Source organism: Brachybacterium sp. AOP29-B2-41 (genome assembly GCF_052378395.1).
Taxonomy (GTDB): Bacteria; Actinomycetota; Actinomycetes; order Actinomycetales; family Dermabacteraceae; genus Brachybacterium.
The window spans coordinates 413,117-432,467 of sequence record NZ_JBQSXR010000001.1 but is presented as its reverse complement, the minus strand read 5'-3'; the positions used below and the strand labels follow the sequence as shown (position 1 = coordinate 432,467).

General features: G+C 70.7%; 13 protein-coding genes. 5 read left to right on the top strand and 8 right to left on the bottom strand.

Annotated features, from left to right (window positions below):
- Positions 1 to 44: 44 nt before the first annotated feature.
- Complete coding sequence (locus ACT3T9_RS01980) at positions 45 to 1,088, top strand: iron-siderophore ABC transporter substrate-binding protein (protein ID WP_444502494.1); 1,044 nt, start codon at positions 45 to 47, stop codon at positions 1,086 to 1,088.
- On the top strand, positions 1,085 to 3,142 hold the full coding sequence (locus ACT3T9_RS01975) for an iron ABC transporter permease (protein WP_444605854.1): 2,058 nt from the start codon (positions 1,085 to 1,087) through the stop codon (positions 3,140 to 3,142). The genes ACT3T9_RS01980 and ACT3T9_RS01975 overlap by 4 nt, the downstream gene beginning before the upstream one ends.
- Before the next feature lie 87 nt (positions 3,143 to 3,229).
- Here ACT3T9_RS01975 and exaC read toward each other — a convergent pair whose 3' ends face one another.
- From exaC to ACT3T9_RS01960, 3 genes are all read right to left on the bottom strand, one after another.
- Entirely contained in the window at positions 3,230 to 4,753 is a 1,524-nt protein-coding gene (gene exaC / locus ACT3T9_RS01970; protein WP_444605853.1) for an acetaldehyde dehydrogenase ExaC, read from the bottom strand.
- Positions 4,754 to 5,113: 360 nt separating this feature from the next.
- Entirely contained in the window at positions 5,114 to 6,319 is a 1,206-nt protein-coding gene (locus ACT3T9_RS01965) for a helix-turn-helix domain-containing protein (protein ID WP_444605852.1), read from the bottom strand.
- A 249-nt stretch (positions 6,320 to 6,568) separates the two neighbouring features.
- Positions 6,569 to 7,558, bottom strand: a complete 990-nt coding sequence (locus tag ACT3T9_RS01960; RefSeq protein WP_444605851.1) for a C2 family cysteine protease — start codon at positions 7,556 to 7,558, stop codon at positions 6,569 to 6,571.
- Positions 7,559 to 7,855: 297 nt separating this feature from the next.
- Here ACT3T9_RS01960 and ACT3T9_RS01955 point away from each other — a divergent pair, with 297 nt between their 5' ends.
- On the top strand, positions 7,856 to 8,296 hold the full coding sequence (locus tag ACT3T9_RS01955; protein WP_444605850.1) for a hypothetical protein: 441 nt from the start codon (positions 7,856 to 7,858) through the stop codon (positions 8,294 to 8,296).
- On the opposite strand, the gene ctlX is transcribed toward ACT3T9_RS01955, so the two are convergent.
- Positions 8,227 to 9,210, bottom strand: coding sequence for a citrulline utilization hydrolase CtlX (gene ctlX, locus ACT3T9_RS01950; RefSeq protein WP_444605849.1), 984 nt, complete (start codon positions 9,208 to 9,210; stop codon positions 8,227 to 8,229). The genes ACT3T9_RS01955 and ctlX overlap by 70 nt on opposite strands.
- A gap of 2 nt (positions 9,211 to 9,212) precedes the next feature.
- Complete coding sequence (locus tag ACT3T9_RS01945; RefSeq protein WP_444605848.1) at positions 9,213 to 10,241, bottom strand: ornithine cyclodeaminase; 1,029 nt, start codon at positions 10,239 to 10,241, stop codon at positions 9,213 to 9,215.
- A gap of 180 nt (positions 10,242 to 10,421) precedes the next feature.
- Between ACT3T9_RS01945 and ACT3T9_RS01940 the strand changes: the two genes are divergently transcribed.
- Both ACT3T9_RS01940 and ACT3T9_RS01935 read left to right on the top strand, forming a co-directional pair.
- Positions 10,422 to 10,853 carry an Lrp/AsnC family transcriptional regulator gene (locus ACT3T9_RS01940; protein WP_441446108.1) on the top strand — a complete coding sequence of 144 codons (432 nt, stop codon included), beginning with the start codon at positions 10,422 to 10,424 and terminating at the stop codon, positions 10,851 to 10,853.
- A gap of 4 nt (positions 10,854 to 10,857) precedes the next feature.
- Complete coding sequence (locus ACT3T9_RS01935) at positions 10,858 to 11,250, top strand: NUDIX domain-containing protein (RefSeq protein ID WP_441446107.1); 393 nt, start codon at positions 10,858 to 10,860, stop codon at positions 11,248 to 11,250.
- A gap of 101 nt (positions 11,251 to 11,351) precedes the next feature.
- On the opposite strand, the gene pulA is transcribed toward ACT3T9_RS01935, so the two are convergent.
- The 3 genes from pulA to ACT3T9_RS01920 form a co-directional block, all read right to left on the bottom strand.
- On the bottom strand, positions 11,352 to 17,651 hold the full coding sequence (gene pulA / locus ACT3T9_RS01930) for a pullulanase-type alpha-1,6-glucosidase (protein WP_444605847.1): 6,300 nt from the start codon (positions 17,649 to 17,651) through the stop codon (positions 11,352 to 11,354).
- Between the two features lie 219 nt (positions 17,652 to 17,870).
- Positions 17,871 to 18,653 carry a metal-dependent hydrolase gene (locus ACT3T9_RS01925; RefSeq protein ID WP_444605846.1) on the bottom strand — a complete coding sequence of 261 codons (783 nt, stop codon included), beginning with the start codon at positions 18,651 to 18,653 and terminating at the stop codon, positions 17,871 to 17,873.
- 136 nt (positions 18,654 to 18,789) lie between these two features.
- Positions 18,790 to 19,188 (bottom strand): hypothetical protein, encoded by a 399-nt coding sequence (locus ACT3T9_RS01920; RefSeq protein ID WP_262425657.1) that lies wholly within the window; start codon positions 19,186 to 19,188, stop codon positions 18,790 to 18,792.
- Between the last annotated feature and the right edge of the window lie 163 nt (positions 19,189 to 19,351).

Sequence of the window (19,351 nt, the reverse complement as noted above, 5' to 3'; positions counted from 1 at the left end):
TGTTCTGCCCCCTCCCCTTTCTGCCCCCTCCCCAGGAGCCCCTCATGATCCGTACCCCTCGCCGCGCGCGTGTCGCGGCCACCGCCGCACTGGCCCTCACCGCACTCGCCGCCTGCGGCACGACCGAGGTCCCCGACACCGCGAGCGGGGCCCCGTCGGACGCCGCTGCGATCAGCGAATCCTGTGCGGCCGACGAGACCTCCACCGCGACCGGCCCGGTCAGCGTGACGGACCACCTCGGTCGCACCGTCGAGCTCGAGGCGCCCGCCGAGCGGGTCGCCGTGCTGGAGTGGCAGCAGACCGAGGGCCTGCTGAGCCTGTGCATCGCCCCGGTCGCAGCGGCGGACGTCGAGGGCTTCGGCACCTGGGTCACCGCAGAGACCCTGCCCGAGGGGACGATGGACGTCGGCACCCGGGGCGAGCCGAACCTCGACGCCCTGCTCGCGGCCGATCCGGATCTGGTGATCGTCGAGGCGACCGGTCCGGAGGACGAGATCATCGCGCAGCTCGAGGAGCGGGGCGTGCCGGTGCTGGCCACCCTGGGCGCGGACGCCTCTGATCCGCTCGGCCACATGAAAGACCTCTTCACCCTGATCGCCGAGGCCACCGGGCGCACCGAGCGCGCTGAGGTGGTGCTCGGCGAGTTCGAGGCGCACGTCGCCTCGGCGCGGCAGGAGATCACCGCCGCCGCCCTGCCCACCACCGATTTCGTGTACTTCGACGGTTGGGTCGAGGGCGGCAACGTCTCCCTGCGGCCCTTCGGCGAGGGCGCGCTGTTCTCAGCGATCGGTGCGGAGCTCGGCCTCACGCCGGCCTGGACCGGTGAGGTCGATCCGGCCTATGGCCTGGGGCAGACGGATATCGAGGGGCTCATCGAGGTGGGGGAGGCGAACCTCTTCTACACCGGGACCGACGATCCTGCCGGGGACTACGTCAGCGAGCTCGAGAAGAACCAGATCTGGACCTCCCTGCCTGCGGTGGAGGACGGCCGTGCCCATGCCTTCCCCGAGGGCATCTGGACCTTCGGCGGACCCCGCTCCGCCGAACAGGCGATCGACGCCTACGTCGGCTCCGTCTCGGCCCCGTGACCCGGCCGGCCGCCGGGGGTCTCCTCGCGGGAACCGCCACGGTGGCGGCACTGGCGGTCGCCGTGGCGCTGGTGGGGCTGTGGCACCTCACCCAGGGCACCTCCGACATCGGACTCCTCGACCTCGTGCGACACCTCGCCGGTGCCCGGAGCGACGAGCGGACGGTGAGTGTGGCCGAGGTGCTGCTCGCCTCCCGCCTGCCCCGCCTCGCCGCCGGAATCGCTGTCGGCATCGCGCTCGGCGCCGCCGGGGCGCTGCTGCAATCCATCTCCCGCAACACCCTGGCCTCCCCGGACACGCTCGCGGTGACGGCCGGCTCCTACTTCGCGATCAGCGCCGTGGCCGCCTTCGGCCTCACCGTGCCGCTGTGGGCTTCAGGAGCTGTCGCCTTCGTCGGCGGGCTGCTCGCGGCCGGGCTCGTGCTGGCACTCGCGGGAGGGGCCGGCTCCTCGACCACGCGCCTGATCCTGGCTGGCTCCGCGGTGGCGATGGCGCTGCAGTCCGGCACCACGATGCTGCTGATCCTCTTCGAGGCGGAGACGACGGGCCTGTACGCCTGGGGCAGCGGCTCCCTGTCCCAGCTGAACCTCGACGCCTCGCTGCGGGCGCTGCCGGTGATCGGGCTCGTGCTGCTGGCCGCCCTCCTGCTCGCCCGGCGCCTGGACGTGCTGGGGCTGGGGGACGACGCCGCGAGCGCGCTCGGCGTGCCGGTCGCCCCGACTCGCGCGATCGCCGTGCTCTGCGCCGTGCTGCTGACCGCGGTGGCCGTCACCGTCGCCGGGCCGCTCGCGTTCGTCGGCCTCGGAGCGCCGGTGCTGGCACGGCTGCTGGGCGGTCTCGTCGGCGCCGTGCACCGTCATCACCTGCTGATCCCGGTCTCCGGGCTGCTCGGTGCGCTGATCGTGCTGCTGGCCGACGCCGGGCTGCGTGCCCTGCTGACCCCGCAGGGCGCCGCCGCGATCCCCACCGGGATCCCGACCGCGCTGCTGGGTGCGGTGATGATCGTCGTGCTCGCGCGGCGCCTGCGGGACTCCGGACCGACGGCGCAGCCGCCCCAGGCCCGCTCCGGTCTGCGCTCGCGGCGGCGGTTCCTCCTGGTGCTGGCCGTGCTCGGCGCCGGCTTCGCGGCGGTGGTCGTGCTCGGGATGCTCGCCGGCAGCCTGTGGCTGCGCACCGGGGACATCGCCCTGTGGGTGCAGGGCGCGGCCCCCGACCTCGTCGGCCGCGCCCTCGGGGAACGCCTGCCGCGGGTGGGCGCTGCCGTCCTCGCCGGCGCCGCGCTGGCCCTGGCCGGCACCGTGGTGCAGTCCACGGTGCGCAATCCGCTCGCGGAGCCCGGACTGCTGGGCATCACGGCCGGTGCCGGGCTCGGGGCGGCGGCCGTGGTGACCCTGCTCGGCGGCGGGCGGCCGCTGATGATCCTGTGCGCCGTCGGGGTCGGGGTCGTCACGTTCGCGGCGATCGCGCTGCTCGCCTGGCGGGGCGGACTGGCCCCCGAGCGCTTCGTGCTGGTCGGCATCGGCACGGGCTACGGGATGAGTGCTCTGACCACGTTCCTGCTGCTCAGCTCCAATCCCTGGGACACCCCGAGGATCCTCACCTGGCTGTCGGGGACCACCTACGGCCGCGGCCTCGGCGATGTGCTCCCTGTCCTGATCGCGCTCGTGGTCATCGCCCCGCTGCTGGCGGGCTTGCACCGCGAGCTGGATCTGCTCGCGATCGACGAGGACACCCCGCGGGTGCTCGGCGTGCGGCTGGAGCGCACCCGCTTCGCGGTGATGGGGCTCGCGGCGGTGCTCGCCTCGATCAGCGTGGTGGCCGTCGGGGTGGTCGGCTTCGTGGGACTGGTCGCCCCGCACCTGGCGCGGGCGCTGGTGGGCGGCAGGCACCTGCGCACGCTCCCGGTCGCGATGCTGCTCGGCGGCGTGCTGGTAGGTCTGGCCGATGCGCTCGGCCGCTCCCTCATCGCCCCCGCGCAGATCCCGGCCGGGCTGATGGTCGCCCTGCTCGGAGCGCCCTACTTCGTCTGGCTGCTCTGGCGCTCGCGCGCCTGAGACCCGCAGAGCGCGCAGGGCCCACAGAGCCCGACGGCCCCTCCGCCGCAGGGCGGAAGGACCGTCGGACCGTCGGGCCGGGCCGGCTCAGAAGAAGCCGAGCTTGTTCTCCGAGTAGGAGACCAGCAGGTTCTTCGTCTGCTGGTAGTGGTCGAGCATCATCAGGTGGTTCTCGCGGCCGATGCCGGAGGACTTGTACCCGCCGAACGCGGAGTGCGCCGGGTAGGAGTGGTAGTTGTTCACCCACACGCGACCGGCCTGGATCGCGCGCCCTGCCCGGTAGATGGTGTTCTGCTGCCGGCTCCACACGCCCGAGCCGAGCCCGTAGAGGGTGTCGTTCGCGATCGAGATCGCCTCGTCATAGTCGGAGAAGCGGGTGAGTGCGAGCACAGGCCCGAAGATCTCCTCCTGGAAGATCCGCATCGAGTTGTCGCCCTCGAAGATCGTGGGCTGCACGTAGTAGCCGCCGGAGAGCTCCCCGCCGAGATCCGCACGCCCGCCGCCGATGAGCAGCTTCGCGCCCTCCTGCTTCCCGATGTCGATGTAGGACAGGATCTTCTCCAGCTGATCATTGCTGGCCTGCGCACCCATCATGGTGTCGGTGTCCAGCGGGTCGCCCACCTTGATGGCCTCGACCCGCTTGATGCCGTCGGCGACGAAGTCGTCGTAGATCGATGCCTGCACCAGGGCGCGCGAGGGGCACGTGCACACCTCGCCCTGGTTCAGGGCGAACATCGTGAAGCCCTCGAGGGCCTTGTCGTAGAAGTTGTCCTTCTGCGCGGCGACGTCCTCGAAGAAGAGGTTCGGGCTCTTGCCGCCCAGCTCCAGGGTCACCGGGATCAGGTTCTGCGAGGCGTACTGCATGATCAGGCGACCGGTCGTGGTCTCACCGGTGAAGGCGATCTTCGCGATCCGCTTGTTCGAGGCGAGCGGCTTGCCGGCCTCGACGCCGAAGCCGTTGACGATGTTCAGCACGCCGTCCGGCAGCAGGTCACCGATCAGCTCGGCGAGCACCAGGATCGAGACGGGGGTCTGCTCGGCGGGCTTGAGCACCACGCAGTTGCCGGCCGCGAGGGCGGGGGCCAGCTTCCAGACCGCCATCAGGATCGGAAAGTTCCAGGGGATGATCTGCCCGACCACGCCCAGCGGTTCGTGGAAGTGGTAGGCGACGGTGTCGTCGTCCAGCTGGGAGAGTGCGCCTTCCTGTGCCCGGATGGCGCCGGCGAAGTAGCGGAAGTGATCCACGGCCAGGGGCATGTCCGCGTTCAGGCACTCGCGGATCGCCTTGCCGTTGTCCCAGGTCTCCGCCACGGAGAGCATCTCGAGGTTGTCCTCGATGCGGTCGGCGATCTTGTTGAGGATCACCGCGCGCTCGGCGACGGAGGTCTTTCCCCAGGCCGGGGCTGCCGCGTGGGCGGCATCCAGAGCCTTTTCGATGTCCTCGGAGGTGGAGCGGGCCACCTCGGTGAAGACTTTGCCGGTGACCGGGGTCGGGTTCTCGAAGTACTCGCCCTTCGTGGGCGGGACCCACTGGCCGCCGATGTAGTTCTCGTAACGGGGCTTGAAGGTGACCTTCGCGCCCTCGGTGCCGGGGTGTGCATAGGCAGTCATGGCGTTCCCTTCGCTGCGGTGCGATGTGAGGCGGAGCCGACGACGACGTCGGATGCCCGGCACCGTAACCCAGGTCACGTTGCACGAAGGTTGCAGACGAGCCGTCCGCGCCCGGTGCCCGCCCCCGCCCCGCCCTGTCCGCCCCGCTCCGGCCCGCGCGTCCCCGCCGGGCCGCGCCACGCCCACCCCCGCCCTGCCCAACCCTGCCTCGCCCCGCCCTGTCCGCCCCAGCCAGCCGAGAACGTCACGAACCAGGTGAATAGACGGTCCGAAAGCCCCATGTCTGTGACTCTCGGGGTGGTGGCTCGGGGCGTGGCATGGCGTGGCCCGGAGCGGGTGCGGTGCGTGACTGCGCAGTGCTCAGCCGGTCTCGCCGCGCAGCGCCCGTGCCCGGGCGACCGCTGCGGAGCGTTCGGGGGCCTCCGCCGGTGCGATCGCGAGGATCGCCATCAGCACCTCGAGGTCATCCTCGGCCTCGGGCCGCTGGGCGTACTGCCACAGCTGGGCCGAGGTGCCGGTCTCGAGGAGGAGCTCGCGGAGGTGGGCGGCGGTGCGTCGACGCTGCCGACGGATCGCGGGGGATTCGGAGGCGGGCAGGAGATCTCCCGTGGCGTGGGCGAGCGCGTCCTCGAGGTCGCCGTGTTCGAGCGCTGCCCGGGCCCGCAGCAGATCGCTCGAGATCGGACCCTGCAGACGGTACGGACGTGAGGCGATCTCGAGGTCCGGGAAGGCGGCGAGCACCTTGCGCAGCCGCACCATCTCGGCGCGCACGGTGCCCTCCGCGGCGATGCTCCCGTGCAGCTGCTCGGCCAGCTCACCGCCGCTGATGCCCTCGGGGCGCTGATGCAGCACCGTGAGCAGTTCGGCGTGGCGGCCGCTGAGCTCGAGGCTGCGGGCCCCCTGGCGCAGCAGCGGTGGGCGACGGCCCGTGACCAGCAGCTCGACCGGGACCGCGGGGGATCGGGGCAGGATCCGCGGCCGACGGGCGGCGGTGGGAGCCTGCTCTGGTGGAGCGAGCGGCAGGCGGGTGCGCAGCTCCTCCTGCACTGCCCTGGCGGTGGCCTCCAGCAGCGGGAGGACCAGCGGGGAGACGGCCTCGGTGCTGCCGGTGACGTCCAGGACGCCGAGCGTCTCGCGGGTGTGCGGGTGCAGTACGGGGACGGCGCTGCAGCTCCAGGGATGCACCGCCTCGTGGAAGTGCTCGGCCCCGACCACCTGCATCGGGGTGGCGGTGGAGAGTGCGAGCGCAGGGGCGGAGGTGCCCATGGCGCGCTCGGACCAGTCCGCACCGGCGGCGAACCCCATGTCGTCGGCGCGGGAGATCAGCTGGGGCCGGCCCTCGACCCACAGCAGGCGGCCGTCCGCATCCCCGAGCGCGACCATCAGCCCGGCCTCGACGGCCGGGTCGATCAGCCGCGAGCGCAGCAGCGGCAGCACGGCGGAGAAGAGATGGTCGCGGCGCGCTGCGGCGAGCTCATGACCCTCGAGGGCGGCAGGGGCCGTGCCGCCCGCCTCCGACACTGTGGCCAGCGACCGCTGCCAGGAGGCGAGCACCGCGTCCCGCACGGGCCCGCCCGCTCGGGGCGGACGGGTGCTCGAGCGCAGCTCCTCATGGGCGCGCAGGAGCCATGCCTGGTAGGCGGAATCCGTCGGTGACCAGCTGGTAGCGGTTACACGGACTCGCTCTCCCGGGTCGGGGAGGCAGGGCCTGCATCGCTCACGATCCACCTCGTCGTCGCTCGTGTCTGAGCTGAGGCGACCGTACCCCGTGGGGGCGGGGCGGGCAACGGTCGCGGGCTGAGATCCGTCGTCGACTCACGAGTCGTGGGCGACGGTGTTGCGGGAGACGAAGTTCGCCGCGTACTCCTCCTGAGTCAGCTCGAGGACAGGTGGCTTCGACGCCGGTGGCTGCGGCGTGCCCCAGGGGTTGACGAGGACTATGACCTCTTCGCCCTCCTGGTTCGTCGACAGGCCTTCGACGATGTACACGTGGCCGTCGACGACGTCTCCGTCCGGTGCGCCGCCGAGCAACCACCCCGGCGGGGTGCTGGTCACCACGGACTTGCCGTCCTCGAGATCCGCTCGGATCGAGTCGAATCCGGCGTTGATGGAAAGGCTCCCGCTGTCGCCAGTGATCATGTCGAATCCTTTCCCGGCAAAATTCGCCTCGAGGTCGCCATAGTCTCCGCCCACGTGTTCGACTGCGGCCCGTTCGTAGATGCTCATCCAGGAGATGCGTTCGGAGTAGGAGCCGGTGTCATGGTCGATGCGTCCGCGGACTCCGTCCTTGACGAGTTCGTCCTGCGTCACGACGTGCTCGACAGGTTCGCCGTTCTCGTACAGCGTCACGATCCAGTAGTCCTCGTCCGGGGTGGGGCCGTGGACCAGCTCGATGTTCTCCGCGATGAGCTCAGGGTTCTGTGCGGCCACCGACGCGAGTGTCGCGAGGAACCAGCAGTCGCCGAAGCTGTCGCCCTGGACAGTCGTTCTCGGGTCGAACGCTTGAATCGTCTCGAGGTCCACGCCGATGGTGCGTGAGCTGACGTGCCGAGGGTCTTCGAAGCCGCCCAGCGAATCCTCGGTGGAGCCGCCGGAGGCTCCGAAGAGGTGGCGCAAGAGGTCTTCGGCATACTTCGGGGAGCCGTCCTGTCCGAGCAGGGATCGCAGCGAGCCCATGGATGTCGGGATCGTGGGAGCGTCCGCAGTGGACGCTAGCTCCTGCTCGTGCGCATGCTCCGAGAGCTCGTCGGCCATCTCGCGCATACCTCGTGAGACTGCGTCGAGCTGTGCCCGCAGGGCATGCATCTCCTGATCGAAGCGGTCCCGGTCGTGACCGACCCAGATGCGCGGGTCATCAGCGCGGAGGACCCGACTCAGGACTTCGCGCAGTTCGCCCGCACGTCGTCCGGCGGTTGTCCCCAAGGTGGAGAGGGCATCGGTGTCTGCACCCAGCATCAAGTACGCTCCAAGATCGAGACTGTGACTCGGATCATGTTAGGTCGGGTCGCCACGCCTGCGAGGAAGTGATGGGTGATTGTGGATGAAGCATCGGAAGGACACCGCGCCCGGTCGCGCCGCACATGCCTCCTCGGGGTGGCGGCGATGATCGCTCTGGCCGGATGCACACCCGCAGCGCCCGAGCCCGTCCCGGTGGACGAGGCCCGTGCGCAGTACGAGGAGATGCTCCCGTCGCTGCAGGTGTCGATGCTGCAGGGGGCGGAGGCGGGCTGGGAGGGCGACTCGGAACGGGTCCGCCTCGACGAGGACGGAATCTGCCGCTGGTCGCCCGGGGATTCAAGCGCCGAGATCACGCTCCCCGAGGATGACCCTGCGGCCTGGGATGCCCGGCGGGAGGCGATCAATCCGGTGCTCGTCGAGCACGGCTTCGACGAGGTCGGGGACGCGATGCGTCGCAACGGCGCTCCGGCCTACGGGTTCTTCAGCGATCGGGAGGACGGCGCCGGGGTGCACATCTACACCGCGGCGGGCACCACCGTGGTGAGGGTGTTCGGGATCCCGGTCGAGGAGACGGCCTGCCGCTGAGGCAGGTGGATGCCGGCGAGCATGCAGCGCACCGACCCGCCGGCGGCCTCGATCGTGGGCACGGGCGCGGAGAGGATCGTGCAGGAGCGCTCGATCCGTCGTCGCTGAGAGGGGGTGAGCTGCGCGGCGGCCCGCTGCGACATCACGAGCAGCCGGTCCTCGCCGCCGAGCCCGCCCCGGACCTCGAGGCAGTTGCCGAGGAAGCCGTGCACCTGGGACTCCGTGAGCTCCACGATCTCGCGCCCGCTCGCCCGCAGCGACGCCAGCAGCCGGGCACGGTCGTCCGGGTCCCGGATCATCCCGCTGCCCATCAGAGCGACCTCGGTCCCCACGCTCATCAGCACGTTCGTGTGATAGACGGGCACGCCGCGGGCGTCGGACGCATCGACCAGCAGCGGCCGGTATCCGAGCTCCTCGCAGATCTCGGTGAACAGTCCCGGGTCCAGGCGGAGGGATCGGCAGGCGTAGGCGACGCCTCCGGGGTGATCCAGCACCATCGCCCCGGTTCCTTCGAGGAATCGGCCCGCGTGCTCGTATCCCGAGAGGTCCAGCACTCGGCGCACCGCGAAGTGCTCCCGCAGGTGCGCGAGCACGTCGGCCCGGCGCTCGGCCCGACGGTTCGCGGCGTACATCGGATAGAGCACGACGGTGCCGTCCGCGTGGGTGGAGAGCCAGTTGTTGGGGAACACGCTGTCGGGGGTCGTCCTCTCCTCGTCCTCGAACACGCTCACCCCGACGCCGGCATCGCGCAGCACGGCGGCGAGCCCGTCGACCTCCTCCCGGGCGCGGGCGGCGACCTCGGCCGGAGCCGAGACCAGCCGGTGCTGGAAGGCGTTGTCTCCCTCGGTCTGCGGGTTCGGCCGGAAGTGGTGGGGGCGGACGAGGACGACATGCCGCGGCGCCTGTCCGGTCATCGTCAGCTCACCGGGGCCAGGACGTCCACCAGGGAGAACAGATCCTTGGGGTCGTCGGGCTGGGCGACGAGGTCCACCTCGTCCTGCAGGGCGCTGCCGGCGGTGGCGTCGCGGGCGCAGCGCAGCGCGGCGAAGTCCGAGATCGCGAAGCCGACGGAGTCGAACAGGGTGATCTGCTCGGCGTCGGTGCGCCCCGGGGCGGCGCCGGTGAGCACCTCCCACAGCTCGGTGACCGGGAAGTCGGGGGCCATCTGCTGGATCTCGCCCTCGATGCGGGTCTGGGGCGTGAACTCGACGAACACGTCGGCCCGCTCGAGGATCCGGGCGTCGAGCTCGGTCTTGCCGGGGCAGTCCCCGCCGATCGCGTTCAGGTGCACGCCGGGCCGCACCTGGGAGGTGTCGAGGATGGTGTTCTGGGCCTTGTCCGCGGTGCAGGTGGTGATGATGTCCGCGCCGTCGACCGCGTCGTCGACCGAGGTCGCGGCGTGGACGCGGAATCCGAGCGGGGCGAGGTTGCGCCGCACCTTCTCGATCGCGGCCGGGTCGATGTCGAAGACCCGCAGGTCCTCGATGCCGAGCACGCCGCGGAAGGCGAGGGCCTGGAACTCGGACTGCGAGCCGGCCCCGATCAGGGCGAGGGTGCGGGAGTCCGGGCGGGCCAGCACCTTCGCGGCCATCGCGGAGGCCGCAGCGGTGCGCAGCGCGGTCAGCAGCGTCATCTCCGCGAGGAAGGTGGGATAGCCGTTGTCGACGTCGGCGAGCACACCGAAGGCGGTGACGGTCTGGAAGCCGCGGGCGGGATTCGAGGGGTGGCCGTTGACGTACTTGAAGGAGTACAGCTCGCCGTCCGAGGTGGGCATCAGCTCGATCACGCCGAGCGGCGTGTGGCTCGCGATCCGGGGGATCTTGTCGAACTTCTCCCAGCGGCGGAAGTCCTGCTCGAGGTACTCCGTCATCCGCACCAGGATCTTCTCCGCGCCGTCGCGCCGGATCCACCGGGCCATGTTCGCCACGTCGAGCAGCTGGGTCATCGTCTCGCCTCCTGAGTACGCGTGGGGGCCGACGGGCCGGCGTCGGCTGGGGCCGACGGGTCAGCATCGGCGCTGGTCCACCTCAGCCTAGAGTTCGCAGATGGCAGGCGACATGGCGGGAACGCAGAACTTCTGCGAAGACTCTGCGCGGTCTGCACAGACGGACTTAGCATGATGCGCATGGAGCGCCTCACGGACCTCGACGAACGCCTGCTCGCCGCTCTGCGCAACGACGGACGCGCCCCGATCGCGAGCCTCGCCACCCGGCTCGGGGTCTCGCGCGCCACCATCACCAGCCGGATCGACAAGCTCACGGCGGCCGGGGTGATCGTGGGCTTCACGGTGCGGGTGCGGGACTACGCCGAGGCCTCGACCGTGCGCGCCACCTCCTTCATCGAGGTCGAGGGCCGCAGCACCGACCGCGTGATCGTCCACCTGCGCGGGTTTCCGGAGATCCAGGCCCTGCACACCACCAACGGCGGCTGGGACCTGGTCGCCGAGATCGCCTGCCCGGACCTGCCGGCCTTCGACGACGTGCTGCGCCGCATCCGCTCGATCGACGGGGTCGTCAACTCCGAGACCAGCCTGCTGCTGAGCTCCGTGCTGCGGTGACCCGATGAGGATCCGCAGCACGGCGGTCGTCGTCGAGGACGGGCACGTCCTGGTGATCGGCCGACGGAAGAACGGCCGGGAGTACTCGGTGCTCCCGGGCGGCGGTGTCGAGGACGGGGAGACGCCTCGCGAGGCGTGCCTGCGCGAGCTCCGGGAGGAGACCGGCCTCGTCGGGATCATCGTCGCCGAGCTCGACGCGGTGCGCACCGATCAGCAGTCCGAGGTGTACTTCCACGTGCGCGCCCCGCGCGAGGAGCCGGTGCTCACGGGTGGTCCGGAGGCCGACGGGGCGGACGAGGACAACGTGTACGCACCGGCCTGGATCCGCCTCGACCAGTTGGAATCGATCACTCTGGTCCCGGACCGCGCCCGGGCGGCGGTCCGGGCGCTGCTCTGACCGCGACCGCGCAGCCCGAGTTCCGTCCTACCTCCCTGGCACACGGTGGACGTGCGGAGAAGGTGCCGGATGACTGGCACCTTCTCCGCTGTGGGTGCTGCTCAGCCCCGACTGCGGGCGCGGGCTGTCAGCGCGATGCCGACCCCGATGGCGAGTGCCGCCGCGAGCGCCCACGGCAGGACGTCGTACCCCGTGCGGGCGAGCGGCCCGCGGGAGCCGTCGGCCGACGGATCATCCTGGGAGCCGGAGCCGGAGCCGGAGCCGGAGCCGGAGCCGGAGCCGGAGCCGGAGCCGGAGCCGGAGCCGGAGCCGGAGCCGGAGCCGGAGCCGGAGCCGGAGCCGGAGCCGGAGCCGGGGGCTTCGCCATCACCCGCGCCGCCGTCGCCGGGAGCGGGGCTCTCGCTGCCTCCGCCGGGCTGCTCGCCCTGGTCCCCGTCACCGGGCTGCTCGCCCTGGTCCCCGTCACCGGGCTGCTCGCCCTGGTCCCCGTCACCGGGCTGCTCGCCCTGGTCCCCATCTCCCGGCTGCTCGCCGCCGTCACCGCCGCCCTCGCCATCATCGTCGCCGCCGCCATCGTTCCCACCGCCGGGCTGTTCGGCACCGGCCTGCGGGGCCACGAAGACTGCGACCGTCTGGGCGGGGATCGTCACCGTGCCGCTCGCGGCCTCCCAGGTCGCGCCCTTGACCACCTCGTCGGCGCCGTCGGCCTGCACCTCGTGCAGCTGGTACTCGAGTCCGGCCATGCCGTCGATCGCCTCGGTGATCGGCTCACCGGTCGCGTTGAACACGGTGACCAGCCCGTCGAGCGCCGGATCCGCGTCCACGCCCACGGTGTCGTCGACCCGCATCACCAGCAGACCGGCGGTGGCGTCGGCGCCGGCGTTGGGGAAGCTGACCTTCTGCCGGATCAGCTCCGCGTCGCCGAGGGTGAACAGGGTCGAGGAGGAGCGCATCCGCAGCAGATCCAGGGTGACCTCGCTCGAGAGTCCGATGTCCTCCGGGGTCGGGGTCTTCGCCGGATCCTCGAGCATCGGCACCATCAGATCCCAGGCCTCGCCGTTCTTCTCCTCCGGCGGCAGGCCGTTGCCGAACCCGTTGGTCTGCTTCGTCCAGTCGATCGTGTTGAAGTGGTCGCCGGAGTTATAGCTGTCGCGGTCCAGCGACTTCGAGCGCAGCAGATCTGTGCCGCCCGCCCAGAACGAGGGGGACTGGCCCAGGGTCACCGTGGCCAGGGACAGCGTGTTCATCCGCAGCCTGGTCTCCAGGGTGGCATCCTGCGGCAGCTTCCACACGTTCATGTCGTACAGCGCCTCGTTGTCATGCGCGTCGACATAGTTGACCGCCTCCTCGGGACGGGTGGCGTACCCGGCGGGAGCGCCGTTGTAGTCCAGCTGATCACCGCGCACCACCTCCCCGGTCGAGCTCAGCAGCTCGTAGTCGGCGAGGTTGCCGGCCATCCCGATCCGGATCAGGTCGGTGCGGTGGCGCAGGTCGGTCAGCTGCTCCTCCTCGCCCACCTCCGCGAACCCGTTCGGCATCGTGGACAGGCCGTTGCCGAAGCCCTGCACGGTGCGCTTGTCGGTATCGAAGGGGCTGCCTCCGTGAACGGCATCCCGCAGCCGGTCGTTGAAGGTGCCGATCGAGGTGCCGCCCAGCTGTCCCTGGGTGGCCTGCGTGAAGCGGGCGTTGCCGGCGATCTCGCCGAAGTCCCAGCCCTCGCCATAGAGGTAGATGCTCTTCCCGTCCACCCCGTCGGCCTCGAGCGTCAGCTCGTCCAACGCTTCGCGCACGGCGAGCATGTTGTCGGCGCTGTGATGGCCCATCAGGTCGAAGCGGAATCCGTCCACGTGGTACTCGCGGGCCCAGAGCACGGTGGAGTCGACCATGAGCTTCTGCGCCATGTCGTGCTCGGTGGCGATGTTCGAGCAGCAGGTGGAGTTCTCCACCCCGCCGTCGAGATTCAACCGCTGGTAGTAGCCGGGAACGATCCGGTCCAGCACCGAGGTGTCGGCCTGACCGTGCGCGGCGGTGTGGTTGTAGACCTGATCGAGCACCACCTGCAGGCCCATCCCGTGCAGCTCGCCCACCATGGAGCGGAACTCTGCGGTGCGCTCACCACCGATCTGGTGACCTGTGGTCGCATAGGAGCCCTCGGGGCTCATGTAGTGCAGCGGGTCGTAGCCCCAGTTGTAGGGGTCCTGGTCCGCGACAGCGGTCACCGCCGCCTGCTGCTCGGTCGAGGAGGGTCCGGCGTCGGCCGGAAGATCCGGCTGGACCTGCGCGGCGCGGTCCTCCTCGATGGTGGCGATATCGAAGGTGGGCAGCAGATGCACGGTGGTCACGCCCGCCTCGGCGAGCTCACCGAGCCGTGCCGACCCTGCCGAATCCGGGTGCCCGAAGGCGGCATAGCTGCCCCGGACCTCCTCGGGCAGAGCCTCGTCACCGGCGGAGAAGTCCCGCAGGTGCAGCTCGTAGATGGTCTGATCGGCGAACTGCGCGACCGCCGGGGCGGAGGTGTCGGTCCAGACCTCCGGCGCCCAGCGCGGATCTGCGAGATCCAGCAGCACCGAGTGCTGCGAGTTCAGGGTCAGGCCCACGGAGTACGGGTCGGTGACGGTGTTGGTGACCACCTCGCCGAGGGAGGGGACGAAGACGTCCACGGCGAAGGTGTAGGCCTGATCGGTCCAGTCGGCCTCGCCGGTCGCGGCCCACACGCCGCCGGCTCCGCGCTCCATCGCGATCTCGGTTGCGGCGACGGCACGAGCGGCCGACGGATCAGCGGCCGACGGATCACCCGCCGCCTCCGCCGGGCCGTGCAGCTGCAGCGTCACGTTCTGGGCGGTCGGTGCCCACAGCGACAGGGTGGGCACTCCATCGCTCCAGCTCACGCCGAGTTCCTGCTCGGCGGCACCTCCCGCGTAGAGATCATCGAGCACTCCGGGGATCTGCAGCCCGGTGAGGACTTCGATCCCGTCCGGGCCGTACTGGGCCAGTGCCAGCTCACCGCGCAGCGCCTCCTCGAGCACTGCCCGGTCCAGCGCCGGCAGCTCGAGCGCGAGGAAGTCCTTCAGGTGCCCGCGCCCGGCGAGCTCGGCCTCCTCCAGACCGCCGTCCCGCAGGGTCAGCTCGCCGAGGCTCTCGCCCCCGGTGACCTCGCCGTCTGCGACGGTGAGCCCGCCGGTCGGCGCCGTGAACAGCTCCCAGCGGGTGTCCTCGCCGGCGGTGACCAGGTTCGTGGGCCAGGCGATGGTGCCGGCGTCCACGAAGTGGCCGAGCTGCTTGCCGGAGCCGGCGGTCAGCGGATCGGCGGCCTCGATGGTCAGCTGATGGGTGGCCAGATCGTAGGTGAAGGTCACGATCTCTCCGTCCTGGGTGGAGAAGGTGTAGTTGCCGCCGCCCGGCTCACCGTCCACGCCGTAGCTCTCATCCCAGGATCCTCCGTGAGCGGCCTTCACCTCGTAGGACCCGCCGGGGATCGCGTCGGTGGTGAAGGTGTGCACGCCGTCGCCGTCGACATCCTGCATCCAGGTGCGCATGCATCCGGGCATCCAGTCCTCGGGGCAGCCGAGCGCGGCGTTGAAGGAGCCGGGCAGGGTGATGAACGGACCCTGGGCGCTGTTCTGCACGACGTGCGTGGCCGGGTCGTACCAGAAGGTCAGCGGCCCACCCTCATGGGTATAGGTGATGTCCTCGCCGCCGGGCACGCCGCCCGCGCCGTAGTTCTCGTCCCAGCTCCCGCCGACAGCGACCTTGAAGGCGAAGTCGCCGGCCGGGATGTCGAAGGTGCCGGTGTACTTCCCGGAATCGGCATCCAGGGCGAGCTGGGCGGCGGTGCAGTCCGGCTGCCAGTCGCCCGGGCAGCCCATCGCGGCATTATGCGAGCCGGGCAGCGTCACGGACAGCTCGTCGATCGCGCCCGGGCCCTCCTCGGAACCGGCGGCGGAGAGGTCCGCGCCGACGACGGCCGTGGTCGAGTCCGCGACCCGGTCCCCGGCCGCGTCGGTGGAGACCGCGCGGTACTCGAGCAGGGTGCCCACGGGCAGCGAGCTCACGTCGTGGAACACACGCGGGGTGTCGTCCTCCGCGGTGCCGAGCGCGGTCCAGGTCGCTTCGCCGGCGAGGCGCCAGCTGAAGGAGGTCTCGGCCCAGCGGTCGGCGGTGACGTCGGCGCTGATCGGTGCCTGACCCTCGACCTTCGCGCCGTCGGCGAGATCGAGCGTGATCGCCTGCGCGTCACCGGCGGCGACGACGGGCGCATCGGCGACCAGCACCACGGCGCCGAGTGCGGGCACCGTGATCTCGACGGTGCCGTCCGCCGCGGCGGTCACCGGGGCGTGGTCGCCGTACAGCGAGGTAAAGCTCGCGCCCGGGGTGAGGGTGGTGAGGGTGACGGTGCGCGCCTCGGGGGAGTTGTTCAGCGCGACCAGGTGCTCGAGCTGCTCCTCGCGGTCCACGCGGGAGAAGGCGTAGATGCCGGCGCCCTCCTCCGCGTGCAGCTCGATCTGTGCGCCGGTGGCGAGCGCCGGGGTGGAGTTGCGCAGCGTGGCGAGCTCGCTGATCAGCGGGTACAGCTGGGCGTCGGTCGAGAAGTGCTCGCCGTCGCCGTAGGGGCTGCCGTCGATCAGGGTGTCGTCGAGATAGGAGGGGACCTGGCTTTCGAACATCGACTGGCGGGCGTCCTTGTCGTTGCCGTCGCCCGCGAAGCCCTGCTCGTCGCCGTAGTAGATCACCGGCTGGCCACGGGTCAGCAGCATCGTCTCGTGTGCGAAGGCGGTCCGCTCGCCGAGCCGGTCGGAGCCGGCCAGCAGGTAGCCGATGCGGCCCATGTCGTGGTTGCCCACGAAGGTGGGCAGGTCCGCGGCGGAGGAGTCTGCCGTCGTGTAGTGGTCATCCGCGGCGAACAGGCCGGCCATGCCCTGCGCGGTGAACCCCTTCGCCCAGTTCGTCGCGGTGGACTGGTAGGCGAAGTCGAGCACCGAGTCCATCTCGGTCTCGCGCACATAGGGGGAGAGCTTGGTGGCGTCGGCGTCGTACACCTCGCCGAAGGTGAAGAACTGCTCCCCGGCCGGGGCCGCGCCCTGGTGATCGACGAGGGTCGAGGTGAAGGCCTGCCAGAACTGGAAGTCGACGTGCTTGGCGGTGTCGATGCGGAAGCCGTCGATCCCGAAGTCCATCCAGGTGGTGTAGATGTCCTCCATCGTGGCCAGCACCCGCGGATCCTCGGTCATCAGGTCATCCAGGCCGTCGAAATCACCGAAGGTCACCGACTCGCCCTCCCACGTCGAGTTGCCGCGGTTGTGGTACATCGTCACGTCATTCAGCGCCTCGGGGACCATCACCTGGTTCTCCGCCGAACGCACCGGGGTGTAGGGGAACGAGCTCGCCGGATCCATGGCCGGGAACTCCGCGGACTGCGCCAGCGCGGTGACGTCCACCGGATTTCCGGCCGCGTCGAGGTACGGGCTGGTCGCCTGGTCGACGTAGCCGTACTCGCCCTCCTCGTAGTCGATGAGGTCGGCGGTGTGGTTGGTGATGATGTCGAAGTAGACCTTGATGCCGCGCGCGTGGGCATCGTCGATCAGCGCTTTGAGCTCCTCGTTGGTGCCCAGGTGCGGGTCGATGGTGGTGAAGTCGGTGACCCAGTAGCCGTGATAGCCGGCGCTCGCGTCCTCGCCCTCGCCCTGGACCGGGTTGTTGGTGAAGGACGGGGTCAGCCAGATCGCGCTCATCCCCAGGCCCTCGATGTAGTCCAGCTGCGAGTGGAGCCCGGCGATGTCGCCGCCCTGGTAGAAGCCCTTGTCGGTAGGGTCGAAGCCGTGATCCAGGCGCTCGCCGTCGATGCCACCGGTGTCGTTGGAGGTGTCGCCGTTCTCGAAGCGGTCGGTGAGCACGAAGTAGAAGGTCTCGCCGCCGCCGGGGTGGCGGTAGGGGGCGTGCGCGAGCTCGGCATCCTGCTCGGTGTACTCCCCGCCCTGCTCCGCGAGCGCGACGGAGAGCCGGGACGTCTCTTCGTCGAAGCGGAAGGTCACGCGGGTGGGCGCGGCGACGGCCAGCGGGATGTTGTCCTCTCCGCCGTCCAGCCCGTAGGCCGTATCCCAGCTGCCGCCGATCGCCGCCTTGACCTCGTACTGCCCGGCGGGGACCTCGAAGGTCGACTCCCACTGCCCGGCCACAGCGGTGGGGGCGAGCGCGCTCGCCTCGCACGTCGGGTCCCAGTCCGCCTCGCAGCCCAGCTCGTCCTGCAGGGAGCCGGCGAGCACCGGCTGATCGGGGCCGAGGGCGAACACCAGCGGGGCGGTGCCGAGGATCGTGGCCGTCGCCATCAGCAGCGAGGTGACCGCCGCGAGCAGGCGGGAGCGGGTGGCAATGCGGGTGGGATGGGCAGACCGCGGGACCGACATGCGGGGACTCCTCTGTCCGAGCAAGGGCGCCGGCCGGGGCCGACGGGGGAGGGCGCGCAGGAGCCGACGGAGAACGACGATCCTGCAAGAACTGCAAGGCGAAACCCGCGACCGAGCGGTGTTTGCCGTCTCCACCGTAGGGGGTGCAGGTCACATGCTCAAGGGTGAGAGTAGAACCTGCAAGATCTTTCAGGATTCTGGGCTCTGTTCACCCGCGTTTCAGAGGCTCAGCACCTCGGGTGCCCCGGCGATGGTGGCGATCGTCGTGACCGCGGCGTAGCCGGTCAGCACCGTGCACAGCAGCCATTCGCGCGCGCTGCCGGCGTTGCCCAGGAGCGGCAGGGCGATGTCGCCGCTGCGCTGCCAGAAGGGTGAGGCGAGTCGCTTCGGCGGTTTCACCGTTAGCGGCCAGGTGGGGAAGGGGATCCCGTCGGTCGTGAGCAGGTCGCCGACGAGATGGGCCAGCGCCCCCACCGCCACGGCGGCCGGGAGCCAGATCGACGTGTCCGGCGCGACGACTCCGACCAGCAGCCCGGAACCGGCGCCTACGACCCACGGCAGCAGTCTTCCCTTGACCGCCTTCAGCGCCCGGGTGCCGAAGGCGCACATCACGGCGACCAGGAGCGCGGCGCCAGCCTGCACCTCGCCCAGCACGGGCACCTGGATCTGCCAGTCCAGCCCGTTCACGAGCACTGCCAGGGCGGTGAAGGCGGCGATGGCGAGGAGGGTGTGGGTCGCTCCGCGGTGCCCGGCCAAGGAGCCGACCATCCGGGTGAGCGCCTTGGTGAGGCCGCTGCCGGAGCGGGAGATCGTGGCACTGGGATGGTCGATGTCCGGCAGCAGGGCCGCGCCGGTGGCGACCACCGCCCCGGCGATCACCTGCGCGGGCGTCAGGTCCCACAAGTCCAGTCCCGCCGCGTGCCCCATCATCGAGGTGGAGCCCGCCAGGGCCATCCAGGCGGCGGTGCCGCTGATCGCGTGATGTCCACCCATCATGGGCATCGCCCTCCTCGGGAGTCGTCCTGTGCGGTCCCACCTGGGAAGTGGGCGGGGAGCCGCTGGTGGGACGCAGGACGTCACCGGGGGAGGAGGACCGCTGGGAAGACTACCGGCGGGTCATGACAGCGGACGGCGTTCGTCAGCCTCGCGGGCTGCTCTTGGAGCTGCTCCGCTGATGCAGTACCTCCGCCACATGAAAGGCGCAGACCGCGATGCCGATGCCGACGATCACTCCGATCAAGCGTCCGGTCCACGAGAATCCCTCGGACACCGACATCACCAGCATCAGAGCGAGCAGGAGCGCCACGATGAAGCCGCTCTCGGACCAGGAGCGCGGGACCACGGGATCGAAGCCGCGGGAGAGCACCACCAGGGCGAACGCGATTCCTACCGCGCCGCCCACGAAGCTGACGACCAGGGTGAACGTCGCCGAATAGGGGAGCAAGGTACGGACCAGGATCACCCCGATCGCGATCACGAACAGGCTGCGATACGGCTCGGGCACACGCACCGGATGTCGCCATTCCACAATGTTCATCGCGTCACGCCTCCAGCAGCAGCAGGAAAGGGGAGGCGTCGTGCGCGAGGGTGTGGCGGGCGATGACATCGGTGTCGAGCAGCGGCGTAACGGTCATGCCTCACGGTATCTCGCGAGGTCGGGGCGGGCGAGGCAGTCTCTCATGTGGCGAGGCGGAGGCCTG